This window comes from Nodosilinea nodulosa PCC 7104 (assembly GCF_000309385.1).
In the GTDB taxonomy this organism is placed as follows: domain Bacteria; phylum Cyanobacteriota; class Cyanobacteriia; order Phormidesmidales; family Phormidesmidaceae; genus Nodosilinea; species Nodosilinea nodulosa.
Window position 1 is genome coordinate 5,215,838 of the sequence record NZ_JH976537.1, and the last position, 12,669, is coordinate 5,228,506.

The following is a 12,669-nucleotide window of genomic DNA, read 5'->3' on the forward strand; positions in this document are numbered from 1 at the left end:
ACCCCTCTACCCCTCCACCGCCTTCGCCACCATCTGCTGAAAGCGATAGACCGTCTGCTCCAGCTCTGGCGAAAAGCAGCCGCCGTCGAAGCGGGGGGATTTGCGACCCACCTGCATGCGCTCGATCATGTCGATGTCTTCGTCGTTGGTATCTTTCCAAAGATCAATCGGCAGGTGGCGCAGGGCCTCGTTTTCGGGAGTCATGGCCTCATCGCCGACGAAGTAGAAGGTCATGCGCTCCTGGGTTTTGCCGGGGCTGAGGGGGTTGGCGACAAACACCAAAAAGTAGTCGGGATGCACGCCCAGCATCAGGTTGGGGAATACGGTGATGTATTCGGCGACGGTTTCTTTGTGGTGGGTTTCAATATTGGGGAAGGTGGGCAGCGATCGCCCCTCGACCACCCCACTCTTGTAGAGCAAGCTGCCCTGCCCGACATGGGTATCGCCGACATCAAAACCAAAGTGGTCTTCCATACGGGAGCAGCTGTTGAGGGCAGGGTGTACCCAGCTGAGGTGGTAGCTTTCGGAGAAGTTTTCGACCGCTAGCTTCCAGTTGGCCTTACACTGCAAATTGACTTCGCGGGGTTCGCGGCGCAGCTGGCTGAGGTCGTAGGTCGACCAGCGATCGATCACAGGGGCCAGGTATTCCTCCAGCGGCGGCGCGTCCCCAGATAGGTTGACGAAAACCAGGTCGAGCCACCGATCGCAGCGAATGGCAGACAGCCCTTTACTCTCGCGATCGAACCCCTCGTAGGCGTCTTTGTAGTAGCCGCCAAAGTGGGGCGTGCTCTTGAGGCTGCCGTCGAGCTTGTAGGCCCAGGAGTGGTAGGGGCAGCGCAGATTGCCCTGCACGTTGCAGGATTTGTTGACCAATTGCAGACCCCGATGGCTGCAAATGTTGTGAAAGGCGCGCAGGGTGCCAGCGCGATCGCGCACCAGGGCGATCGGCATGCCCGCCACCTCGGTGGGGTACACATCGCCCGGATTGGGAACGTCTGACCCTAAGCCAACGCACACCCAATACTGACTAAACAGGGTTTCTCGCTCCCGCTGGAGATACCGGGCGCTGGTATAGGCTGCCGCTGGCAGGCCCAGCTGCCGATAGCCATCTAAATGAATGAGCGAAGCGGCTGGAGAGGAGGGTTCGGCCTGAGATCCTTCACATGGTTCCATTAGGGCCAGGTCACGGGAAGGGCTAACGGCGGAATTTTGAGTCATAGTCTGTCTCAACAGTGGTGCGTTGGAGTGTTACGTTCACAGCCTTTGATCTGAACTGGGCGGGTTTAAGAAGCCTGAGAAAGAAGAGTCGAGCCAAAACCAAAAACGAGGCTTTCTAAACTTGTAATTACAAGCTTAGAACTAAGGTTAATGCCTGTCAAAGCCTAAGAATGTTTCCTGCTTGACAATCCGCAGCTCTTTTGTAAGGGGACTTTGATGTTTCTTAGGCAAAGGGTAACCTCAAGCCTCAGTCATTTCCAAGAGAAGCTTTAGAGAAAGCAGGCCTCTTAAGCCTCTTTATCTAATTTTTTACAGAAGAATATGTTGCGATTTCAAAACTTGTAGTAACAACTGTATAGTCAGCAACATTTCTATTTCAAATAGAGCCCTATGGTTTAGTCGATAGAGCTAGTTGAGTTCTGGCTGCTGCTGGCCTGTGGTAGGCGAGACTTTGGGTTACGAAGGTTTGCCTGCCAGCTCGGCGATCGGCAGTTTGGTTTTTCCCTTTGTATGCCCAAAAGCATTGCCAGACGGGCCTAATCGTCTTGTCACAGCAATGTGGCAGGATGTCAGAAACCTTGACGGGGCTTCTGCTTCTGTTGAAAGGTGGTCGCAGACAGCAATAATTATCAGCCGATAAATAATGATGCCCGATCGCTGAATTCAGCCATAGTGCTGCCGTCGGGGTTGAGAGGCTGCTTCTCGCTAAGGGCAAGACATTAGACAAAGGCGTTACAGCTGATTGTTGATGTGTTGAGAGCTAAATAACTCCTATGACTACACCAGATTCAGGCCGGAACGGGCATGAGGAGCATCCATTTGTGATGCCAGCCCATGCGCCGACCCGCCACAGCCTTCGCCGTCCGGGCGATCGCAACATCGCCCTCAGGGGTTTTGACTTTCACCCCGAGGTGTTCTTAGTCTCGGGTGGCCTAATTTTCTTGTTCGTTCTGTTTACGCTTGTTTTTCGAGAGCCTGCCGAGGCCGCTTTCGGCGAGATTCAGGCCTTTATTGCGGGAGCGCTGGGCTGGTTTTTTGTGCTCTCGGTCAGCTTTTTCCTAATTTTTACGATTTACATCGCCATCAGCAAGCTGGGCAATGTCCGTCTGGGCGGGCCGGATGCCCGCCCAGAGTTTCCCACCTTCGCCTGGGTGGCCATGCTAATCAGCGCCGGGATGGGGATTGGTCTGATGTTTTGGAGCGTCGCCGAGCCCATCTATCACTTTCAAGATCCGCCCGCCATGCTGGGGGAGGCCATTCAACCCAACAGTGCCGAAGCCGCTCAGCAGGCCATGGCCATCACCTTCTTTCACTGGGGCCTGCACGCCTGGGGCATCTATGCGCTGGTCGGTCTTTCCCTGGCCTTTTTTGCCTTTAACTGGGGGCTGCCGCTGACCATCCGCTCAGTGTTTTACCCGCTGTTGGGCGAACGCATCTACGGCTGGCCAGGAAACGTGATCGACATTCTGGCCGTGGCGTCGACGCTGTTTGGCCTGGCCACGTCTCTGGGGTTTGGGGTGCAGCAGGTCAATGCTGGGCTTAACTTTCTCTTTGGAATGAGCATTAGCATCCCAATTCAGGTGGGGCTGATTGCCATTATCACGGGCTTTGCCACCGCTTCGGTGGTCTCTGGTTTGGGCAATGGCGTGCGCCGCCTCAGCGAACTAAACATGATTTTGGCCGCTATATTTATGGGGTTTGTGCTGCTGGTGGGGCCAACGCTGTTTATTGTCAATTCCTTTGTCGAAGATCTGGGCTTCTATTTTGCCTCTCTGCCGGTGATGAGCTTCTGGACCGAAACCTTCTCGGGCACAGACTGGCAAAACAGCTGGACGGTGTTCTACTGGGGCTGGTGGATCTCCTGGTCGCCCTTTGTTGGCATTTTCATTGCTCGCGTTTCCCGGGGGCGCACCGTGCGGGAGTTTATTTTGGGCGTGCTGGTGCTGCCGTCGATGCTGACGTTTTTGTGGATGTCGGTGTTTGGCGGTACGGCCCTCAACATGGAAATGGGCGAGCTTAGCGGAGTAATCAGCGGTGCCGTGGCGGATAACGTCGCGACCGCGCTGTTCGTCATGCTTCAGCAGCTGCCGCTGACGGGCATTACCTCGTTGGTGGGCATTGTGCTGGTGGTGGTGTTCTTTGTCACCTCCTCTGACTCGGGTTCGCTGGTGGTTGATAGCCTGACCTCCGGCGGCAAGCTTGAGTCCCCCGTCCCCCAGCGCATCTTTTGGGCGGTAACGGAGGGCGTGGTGGCGGCGGCACTGCTGCTGGGCGGCGGGCTGTCGGCGCTGCAAACCGCTTCAATTACCACGGGACTGCCCTTCGCGGTGGTGCTGCTGATCATGTGCTATAGCGTCTACAAAGGGTTGAGCTACGAACACGACGTGGTCAACGAGAAGCGCAAGCTGATCGAGGCCGAGGCCGCTGAACGAGCGATCGCCCGCTAGCGGAGTCTCCCCTGCCCCTCTTAAGAGGACTACTGCTTATATACATCTCTGCGCTTGGCTAAATCCCCGTCATGATCCCCCCAGATGTGCCATTTCCAGGGTTCTCAATAAAGCCCCCCTTAAAAAAGGGGGCAGTTTTCCTCAAAAAGGGAGCCATTGCCCCCCTTTTTAAGGGGGGGTGGGGGGATCGATCTCAGGCAACACAGCCAAGATGTATTCGTTTATAAGCAGTAGCTTAGAAAGGGGATGTAGCCTTTTTCAAAGTCCCCCTTTTTAAGGGGGGCAGGGGGGATCCCACCTTCGTAACGAGAGACAGAAGGTTTCAATCCGCCTCTCATGCAAATCTAAGTTCAATTACCCCGGCTTACGCAGATAGTCAGTAGGGGCAAACGTCGTTTGCCGCTGCCGGGGCAATCCAATTCGTTTTTCACCATTCTCACCAGGTTTTTGCCAGGAGCTTGCAACTATGGCGCAGCAGTTCGATGTGATTGTGATTGGAGCCGGAGGCGTGGGCAGCGCCGCCGCCTACTATTTGTCAAAAGCAGGGAAAAAGGTGCTGCTGCTGGAGCAGTTTGAGCTAAATCACCAGAACGGCAGCTCCTACGGCTATTCCCGCGTCATTCGCTACACCTACGACAACCCCATTTACGTGGACCTGATGCGGGATGCCTACCCCCTGTGGTTTGCCCTCCAGGAAGAGGCCGGAGAATCGCTGTACGTCAAAACCGGCGGCCTCGACTTTGGCTTTCCGACCACCGACACGTTCCAGCAGATGAAGGCCAGCCTGGATGAGGCTGGTCTCGACTACGAGCACTGGGATAAAGCCGACATTGCCCGGCGCTACCCTCAGTTTGCCCTCGACGACGGCATGGAAGGACTGTTTCACGCCGATACCGGGCTGCTGCGGGCCTCCCGCTGCGTGCTGGCCCACACCCGTCTGGCCCAGGAGCGCGGCGCGACGGTAATTGACCAAACCCCGGTGCTCAAGGTGACTCCCACGGACTACGGCGTTGAGGTGGTGACCGAGGGCGAGACCTATAGCTGCGATCGCATCGTTCTCACCGTTGGCAGCTGGGCCAAGGGGCTGCTGGCTCAGCAGGGCCTCGACCTGCCGCTAAAAATCATGCCCTGTCAGCTGGGCTTCTACCAGCCCGGCACCCCCGCCGACTTTGAGCCAGGCAAATTCCCGGTGTTCTTTGCCCACATGAATGGCCCCTACGGCGAAATGCCCTACGGCATTCCCCACGAAGACCCCAGCATCGGCCTCAAAATCACCACCTTCTACGGCTGGGACACCGTGGAGGACCCCAGCGAAGTTGACTACACGCCTAGCCAGGATTGGACCGAGCGGATTCGCGACTTTGCCCGCCAGTACATTCCCGATGCCGCTGGGCCGCTGCTGTCGACCCGCCGCTGCCTCTACACCCTCACCCCCGACAAGCAGTTCGTGGTTGACCAGCATCCCAATCACCCCCAGGTGGTAATCGGCGCGGGCTTCTCGGGGCACGGCTTCAAATTCACGACGCTGATGGGCAAAATGCTGGCCGATTTAGCCCTGGGCGATCGCACGCCCCACGACACCAGCCTGTTTAAGCTAGCTCGGTTTCAGCTGGTGGCCGCGTAGTTGCCAAACCTGCCCCCTGGGTTACCTGGCGGGGATGACGACCCAAGAGTTTGTGCTGTCAAGACCAAGATCCTGGGTTGTCTCGCCACCCGCATCCCCAATTAGATAAGATGCCGGAGATCTGCAACCAATGACAGTCTTTATGGTTTCTAGTGGGCAAGACACCAGTAGTCAGCCGCTGCACATGGTGATCTCAGAAAAGCTAAAGGAAAAAATTGAGGCGGGCTTGTACGAACCAGGGGAGCGCTTGCCCAGCGAATTTGACCTGGGCGAACTCTTTGGCGTCAGCCGCACCACCGTTCGCAAGGCGATCGCCAGTTTGTCCCAGCAGGGGCTGGTAACCACCCAGCGCGGCAAGGGGATTTTTGTTACCGATCCCCACAAAATCAGTTTCTCAATGTCTAACCCCCTGCTGTACTTCGACGCGGCGCTGAAGCAGCAGGGCTACACCAGCCGGGTCCAGTCGCTGCGGTTTCAGCGCATTCAGGCCCCAGCGGAGGTAAAGCGCAAGCTGGCCCTGACCGCCAAAGACGCTCAGGTCTACTGGCAAGAGAAAATCTACTACGCCGACGATACCCCGATTGCGCTGGACATCACCTACTATCCCGAAGCCACGGGGCAAGCCCTGGCCGAGCCGCTGAGCCAGGGGTTTACCTACAGCACCCTGGTGCGCAACGGCATTCACCTCCGGGCGGCCAAGGTGAGCCTGGAAAGTATTCCGGCCACCTACGAGCTGAGCGAATACTTAGCAGTGCCCCTGGGGATGCCGCTGCTGGTATTTAACTATGTGGCTTGTGGGGGCAATCGCCAGCCTGCGGTCTGCGGCAAAACCCTGTCGCGATCGGACTGGACCTGCTATACCGCCGAGATCGAAGTTGACTCCCCCGATCTCAGCATTTTAGAAAACTCACCCTAGGAGACTACGGCACAAGTTGGCTGATTGTTGCAATAGCCAGGGAGCTGGGGGGCTAAGGGAACTGGGGAGCAAAATGATCCGAAATAGGGAACATAGCCCAGCCTTCGGGGACTAAGCAATGTTTTGAAAACTAGAGGCAACGTTTAATACCATTTATTGAAATTGTGCCTACAGCTTTTGCTTCCCCGCTCCCCTGCTTCCCTAAATATCACTGACCAGGAAAAACAATATAAGAAGCAATGACCAGTGAGGCCTTTCATTAAATAACCCCCAGTACACGAGGCACCGGGGGCGGTTTAGATATAGGGAGTTCGCTATAAAGAGGCTGGTCTAGAGCGGCTATTGCCATCCTTAGAATGCCTCAGACCCACCGATACCGATAGAGGTCTATGGGTATGTTCATCGGAAGTTGGCCCAATTCCGGAAATCGTCAAAAGTTGGGCAGATTGTGATTGCTGTCACATGCGATCGCCCCCTCAGTCCTGAAGAATTTTCAGTAACCTTCAAGAATGCCTGTGTTAAATGTAACTAACATTCTCGTTTTCCGGAGGCGCCCATGAAAGCCGCAATGTATCGCGCATTTGGTAAACCTCTCGCCATTGAGAATTTGCCAGATCCGACACCTCCACCCAGTGGCGTGGTCATCCGAGTAGAAGCTACTGGGCTATGCCGAAGCGATTGGCACGGCTGGATGGGGCATGATCCAGACATTCGCCTTCCCCATATTCCCGGACACGAACTGGCTGGAGTAGTTGAATCGGTTGGCCCAGAGGTCATGAAGTGGAAACCCGGAGAACAGGTCACTCTGCCTTTTGTTTGCGGGTGCGGAGTTTGCCCCCAATGCGCTTCTGGCAATCATCAGGTTTGTGACCACCAGTTTCAGCCAGGGTTTACCCATTGGGGATCGTTTGCGGAATACGTGGCCATTGACTACGCGGACGTCAATCTCGTTCGCTTGCCAGAGGAGCTTGATTATGTCACGGCCGCAAGCCTTGGGTGCCGATTCGTGACGTCTTTCCGAGCGGTGGTCGACCAGGGAAACGTTTCGGCTGGGCAATGGGTTGCAGTACATGGATGTGGTGGGGTTGGGCTTTCCGCCATCATGATCGCTGACGCCTTGGGCGCACAGGTGGTGGCGATTGACATTGATGACGCAAAACTGAACTTTGCCAGGAGCATCGGCGCTGATGCGGTGGTAAACGCGACTCAAGTGGATTCTGTGGCCGAATGCGTTTGCAGCATTACGGGCGGCGGCGCCCATGTGTCGATTGATGCGCTGGGCAGTGCTGTGACATGTACGAACTCAATTCTCGGATTGCGAAAACGCGGCAAGCATATCCAGGTTGGGTTAATGGTAGGCAACGACCGTAGCCCCTTGTTGCCAATGGATAAGGTGATCGCGAATGAATTGGAGATACTGGGCTCTCACGGGATACAAGCTCACAGGTATCCCCAACTTCTTGAAATGATCAAGGCCGGTCAGTTGCAGCCAAAGAGACTCATCGGCAGAACCATCAGTCTTGAAGATTCCTTGATTGAGCTTCCGAATATGAGCAACTTTGGGGGGGTAGGCGTCACGGTAATCGACCAGTTTTAGCAGACTGGGAGTTTCAGTTTTAGTAACCGACCGGGTAAACCCGCTCAGGCTGCGTAAGTTAGGGCCATAGAACTGAGAGGAGCCTGAACATGATCCGCAACCTGAGCCGTTGGTTACCCCTGGGCGCAGTCGCCGCTAGCAGTGCTTTGCCCATCGCCCTGGGCGGCGGCATCGCCCTGGGGCAAATTGGCCCTGGGCTGGGGGTCGGTGCCCCTGATGCTGCCGCCCAATCTTCAGAGCCGGAGCGATCGCCAATGCCACCCATCGTGCAGCGCCAGAACTACAACCGCTACCTTCAGGTAATTGAGCGCACCCAGGCGATGGTGTCTGACCCCGTCGCCCGCCAGCTGGCCGAATCGCTCGATCTCAACGTGCTCAACCTCACCTGGGAAGACACCGGGCGCTTTTACGGCTCGTCGGTAGGCCCCAACATCAGCGACATGACCATTCAGGTGCAGCAGCAGAACCCCGACAGCGGCGACTACCAGCTTCACCTGATGCCGGTGATTCGCCATCCCAACTTTGCGGACCTCAGCGCCGACATTCCCCTGGAAGATTTCTTCGTGCTGGTGGGCAACGAGGCGGGCGAAGACCTGCGGCGGGTGCCCCTCGACGAGGTTCTGGGCAATCTGCGCGGCTACCTGCACAACCCTGACTCCTGGGCCGGTCAGCGGCAATCCCTGCTGGCCCCCCGCCGCGACAGCCATGTTTTGGTCAGCGCCCAGGCCTGCTTTTTGCCTATTCCCCAGCAGGGGTTGGCCACCTTTAACCCGGTGCTGTTCAACTATCAGTCGCGCCCCGGCGACCCGGCGGTGCTGACGCTGCTAGCCACCCGCGAGGGCACCAGCGTCACCATCATCGACAACCAGCGCGACGGTTTTGAAGCGGGGCAAACCTGGGGCCAGCGGTTGTTCTTCAACAAAAATGGCGAGCGGGCCAGCCTCACCGGCCAGCGCCTGAGCGACTTTCAAACCGCCCAGACCGAGAACCCCGATCGCCCCAGCGTTGAGGAAAACAGCGACGGGCTAAACCTGGTGCTGCTGATTCAGGTGCCGCTGAAGCAGCGCAATGTGCGACAAAACGGGTCAATGATGGATGAGGCAGCGGGTATAGCCCCGGCGGCCCCGCAGGCCAGCCGCGCCCCCAGCGATGTGGAGGCAGCAGTGATTGGCCACGGCGCGGTGGAAGGCCCCTTTACCGAAATCGACGGCATGGCGATCGAGCGCGACCCCGACTACCCAATTCGGGTGACGGTGCAGTTTTATAAGGCCACCAGCAACGGCGTGGTGTCGGAAGCCGACATGGCCGAAATTCGCCAGCAGATCGATCGCGTCTACGCCGATGCCGACTACGTGGGCAGCCTGGTGGTCGACGGCCCCAGCGACAGACCCACCGAGCACGACGGCCCCAAGGACGAGCCCGCCGACTGGTGGCAGCGGTTCTGGTGGTTCCAGCGCGGCGGCGAGCAGGGGTAGTTTCGTCTCTCTGAGGTGGTGTTGTGTAGGGGAGTGGGGGAGGATGGCAGCGGGAGGGCAGGGGAGCAGGGGGGCAATGGCGGTGCTATAGCCGTAGCCAATGCGCCGACTCCGTTTTTGCAGAGATGACTACGACTGTCCTAAGCGGGTGGGGGGAATCGAACCCCCATCATTAGCTTGGAAGGCTAAGGTTTTACCACTAAACTACACCCGCAGATAGGGCAATATCTTATCACATTGCCCCTCAGAATCGGGTACCCAAAAAGCTTAAAGAGCAGGCAGACCGCTTAACTGAGCCGTCTTTTGATGGATACGATACCGGACGCACCGAGCTAGATCTTTATAATGAAACACTCACCCGTTGGTGGAACGGTGGTGGGGTTCATCCCTTAGCAAGTAAGAGCCTGGGGATGGGTAAGGTTGCTGGTGTGGGGTGGTTAGCTGCTGTTGTCTAACGAGTTTGGGTTTGCCTGTGTCTGCATCTGCATCGACAGCGTATCTATTGATATCCCACGGTAGCCGCGACCCCCGCCCTGGGCAAGCCATGGAGCGATTGGCTAACTTTGTGCGATCGCAGGAGGCCGGACTGCGGGGAACCAGGGCTCGACTCAAGGAGCATAGCGATGGCAAACGCCCTGGCTCAACCCGTCTAGCTCCAGTGCAGTCGTTCGCATCACCTCTGCGCCATGGCCTGCCCCCCGACTGGCTGGGCATTAGCCAGGACGACTCTTGCTTAGAGCAGTCTGGTATTTACCGGGCCAGGGTATTGCCGCCTGAGCCAATCAATGGCCCCTTAGTTGGTACCGCCTGTCTGGAGGCAGAGGGTTTACCCCTGCACAGGCAGATCGTTGATTTTAGCCGCCGCGCCCAGGCGGCAGGGGTCGATCGGATTCGCCTGGTGCCGCTGTTTTTGCTGGCCGGGGTCCATGTCATGAGCGACATTCCGGCCGAGGTAGAGCAGGCGCAACAGGCACTGCCGGGCCTGCCCTTAGATATCTGCCCGCACCTGGGCAGCCACCCCGACATCGGGGATTTACTGCACCGCAGGCTTTGCGCTACCACCGCTGAAACCCTGATTTTGCTTGCCCACGGAAGCCGGCGATCGGGGAGCAACGACTCGATTGCTAAGCTGGCTCAGGCGCTGGGAGGCACTGCTGCTTTTTGGACAGTACCTCCCAGCCTAGAGTCTCAGGTGATTCATCATATGCAAATGGGGGTGCAGCGAGTCGCTGTGCTACCTTACTTTTTGTTTACGGGTAGCACTACCGATGCCATTACTCGGCTTACCGAGGAGCTAGCCGAACGCTTTCCACAAATGGGATTTCACCTGCTGCCGCCCCTTGGCCCGTCGCCGGAGCTTGCTCGCCTGATCGTTGACCTCGCCCTTGGAGGAGGACCGCTCAAGACTCAACCAGCTCCGGCCGCGATGCCGCGAGTAGCGTTTCGCCACGGGGTGCGCTCTTCGTCGATGGTGTCTTAGGCCGAGAACTGGCCAGGTCTAGCCCCTTGAGTGCGCCCCTCAGGCTGACCAGCGCCGGGTATTTTACGCTCGGAAACAGCTGAATTGCCGCCCGTTTCGTTTGCTTTCACAGTCTGAATTTTGATAACGCTTATGGTGTCAACAGCTTCTCGGCCTGATGAAGGTCAACCCTACGGCAAGGTGTACCTGGTTGGTGCTGGTCCGGGGGATCCGGGCCTATTTACTCTGCGGGGCAAAGGGTTGCTGGAATGTGCCGACGTCGTGATTCACGATGCCCTGGTCAGCGCTCCCATTCTGGCTATGGTCAACCCCCATGCTACGGTCATCAACGCGGGCAAACGCCGGGGCCGCCACTCCCTGGCCCAGGACGATATCAATCAGCTGATTGTCGATCAGGCTCGGGGCAATGCGGTGGTGGTGCGCCTCAAGGGGGGGGACCCGTTTGTGTTTGGCCGGGGCGGCGAAGAGATGGCGGCCCTGGTCGAGGCCGGTATTGAGGTCGAGGTGGTGCCGGGCATTACTGCTGGGGTGGCGGTGCCCGCCTATGCCGGTATTCCGATCACCCACCGCAGTCAGAGTTCATCGGTGACGTTTGTCACGGGCCATGAGTCAGCCGGGAAGTATCGTCCGAAGGTTAACTGGCGCGCCCTGGCTCAGGGGTCTGAAACGATTGTGGTGTACATGGGGATCCACAACTTGGGCACGATTACATCTGAACTGCTAGCCGCCGATCTCAGCGCCGACACCCCCGTGGCGCTGATTCGCTGGGGCACTTACCCCCAGCAGAAAACGCTGATTGGCACCCTGGCGACGATTGTGGCCCAAGTGGCCGAAACCGGGTTTGAAGCACCGGCGATCGCGGTGATTGGTGCAGTGGTCAACTGGCACGAGGTATTTAGCCACTGCCGCCCCACAGGCACGATTTGGCCCTAGCGAACCCGGTTAGGCTAGTCCATCAGTTCAACTGTATCGCCGTTGCGAATTGTACCTTCGACAAGCACGGCGCCGTAGACTCCCGCCTTGCCGCTGTGGGCCTGGGAGACCTTGCGCAGAATTTCCATGCTCGATTTCCCCGTATCGGGATCGAGGGTGATCATTTTGCATCGCGGATCTCGCTCCAGAACTGAGACGACCGCTTTCTGGCCAATCCGCAGCGATCGCCCCACAAAGGCATCCTCCCCGAACCCGTCTGCACCGCTGAGGTCTAAATAGATATTGGCTCGAAAACGTCGTTTGTCCAGCGTGATGCCCAGTTCTCGTCCGAGCTGCTGAGCGGTTTGAACCGAAAATAGCGACACCGGGCGGCAGTCTGTCATGGCCCGCTCTGACTGCAACAGCGTCAGGGTCGGCTCCCCGCCCACGCCTTCTGTGAGCATGCGAATCAGCGCCTCGTCGTCTATGGCCAAAACCTCCCCGGAGGGTGTCTCAACATCGGCCATTAACTCCGAAGGAGCGGCATAGAGCGACGTAATGCCAGGCCCGATCGCCTCGGCCTCCGCCAGATTAGGGGGCTTTGCGGCCTTGTCAGCATTTCGAAAGCGGGGCTGGTAGCGCAGCATTTCCTGCTGCTCACGCCCGGTTAGGTAGGGAAACCCTTTGGGGGCCGCCGCATTCTTGAAGGCAAAGAGGCGATCGCCGTAGATGCCCGCATAGCCCATAAATGCTTCGTCTAGCTCTTGGCCGCGCATACTTTTGACCGGATATCGCCAGAGGCTTTCGACCTGGCCGATGATGCTCATGGGAAACCTCTCTTTGGATGGAATGATTTAACCAGAAAAGTCGCGCTTTGGCTTGATGCCCAGCGCAGGCTGCGACTACAGCAGGTTATTAATCAGCAGCCCCATACCAAATCCTGTCTAGTTACCCCCGATTCCCCAGGACGAAAGCCATAAAGTCGCTGGCTTGGCTACGC

At 57.6% G+C, this 12,669-nt stretch carries 9 protein-coding genes and 1 tRNA gene; 7 read left to right on the plus strand and 3 right to left on the minus strand.

Features of this window, described 5'->3' with window-relative positions; translation table 11 throughout:
• Positions 1 to 6 precede the first annotated feature (6 nt).
• Positions 7 to 1,218 carry an aromatic ring-hydroxylating oxygenase subunit alpha gene (locus LEPTO7104_RS35125; RefSeq protein WP_083887131.1) on the minus strand — a complete coding sequence of 404 codons (1,212 nt, stop codon included), beginning with the start codon at positions 1,216 to 1,218 and terminating at the stop codon, positions 7 to 9.
• An 824-nt stretch (positions 1,219 to 2,042) separates the two neighbouring features.
• Here LEPTO7104_RS35125 and LEPTO7104_RS35130 point away from each other — a divergent pair.
• The 5 genes from LEPTO7104_RS35130 (at position 2,043) to LEPTO7104_RS0124210 (ending at position 9,277) form a co-directional block, all read left to right on the plus strand.
• Positions 2,043 to 3,665, plus strand: coding sequence for a BCCT family transporter (locus LEPTO7104_RS35130; RefSeq protein ID WP_017301171.1), 1,623 nt, complete (start codon positions 2,043 to 2,045; stop codon positions 3,663 to 3,665).
• A gap of 466 nt (positions 3,666 to 4,131) precedes the next feature.
• Positions 4,132 to 5,289: an N-methyl-L-tryptophan oxidase gene (gene solA, locus LEPTO7104_RS0124195; RefSeq protein WP_017301172.1), complete on the plus strand. Its 1,158-nt coding sequence runs from the start codon at positions 4,132 to 4,134 to the stop codon at positions 5,287 to 5,289.
• 142 nt (positions 5,290 to 5,431) lie between these two features.
• A complete protein-coding gene (locus LEPTO7104_RS0124200) occupies positions 5,432 to 6,205 on the plus strand; it encodes a GntR family transcriptional regulator (protein ID WP_026073038.1) in 774 nt (257 codons plus the stop codon).
• Between the two features lie 556 nt (positions 6,206 to 6,761).
• Positions 6,762 to 7,802: a zinc-dependent alcohol dehydrogenase family protein gene (locus tag LEPTO7104_RS0124205; protein WP_026073039.1), complete on the plus strand. Its 1,041-nt coding sequence runs from the start codon at positions 6,762 to 6,764 to the stop codon at positions 7,800 to 7,802.
• 89 nt (positions 7,803 to 7,891) lie between these two features.
• Complete coding sequence (locus LEPTO7104_RS0124210) at positions 7,892 to 9,277, plus strand: hypothetical protein (protein ID WP_017301176.1); 1,386 nt, start codon at positions 7,892 to 7,894, stop codon at positions 9,275 to 9,277.
• Positions 9,278 to 9,420: 143 nt separating this feature from the next.
• Here the strand turns inward: LEPTO7104_RS0124210 and LEPTO7104_RS0124215 are convergent.
• Positions 9,421 to 9,491 (minus strand) — tRNA-Gly (locus LEPTO7104_RS0124215).
• A 258-nt stretch (positions 9,492 to 9,749) separates the two neighbouring features.
• Here LEPTO7104_RS0124215 and LEPTO7104_RS35135 point away from each other — a divergent pair.
• On the plus strand, positions 9,750 to 10,757 hold the full coding sequence (locus LEPTO7104_RS35135) for a sirohydrochlorin chelatase (protein ID WP_155523756.1): 1,008 nt from the start codon (positions 9,750 to 9,752) through the stop codon (positions 10,755 to 10,757).
• A 132-nt stretch (positions 10,758 to 10,889) separates the two neighbouring features.
• On the plus strand, positions 10,890 to 11,690 hold the full coding sequence (cobA, locus tag LEPTO7104_RS0124225) for a uroporphyrinogen-III C-methyltransferase (protein ID WP_017301178.1): 801 nt from the start codon (positions 10,890 to 10,892) through the stop codon (positions 11,688 to 11,690).
• A gap of 14 nt (positions 11,691 to 11,704) precedes the next feature.
• On the opposite strand, the gene LEPTO7104_RS0124230 is transcribed toward cobA, so the two are convergent.
• Complete coding sequence (locus LEPTO7104_RS0124230; RefSeq protein WP_017301179.1) at positions 11,705 to 12,496, minus strand: MOSC domain-containing protein; 792 nt, start codon at positions 12,494 to 12,496, stop codon at positions 11,705 to 11,707.
• Between the last annotated feature and the right edge of the window lie 173 nt (positions 12,497 to 12,669).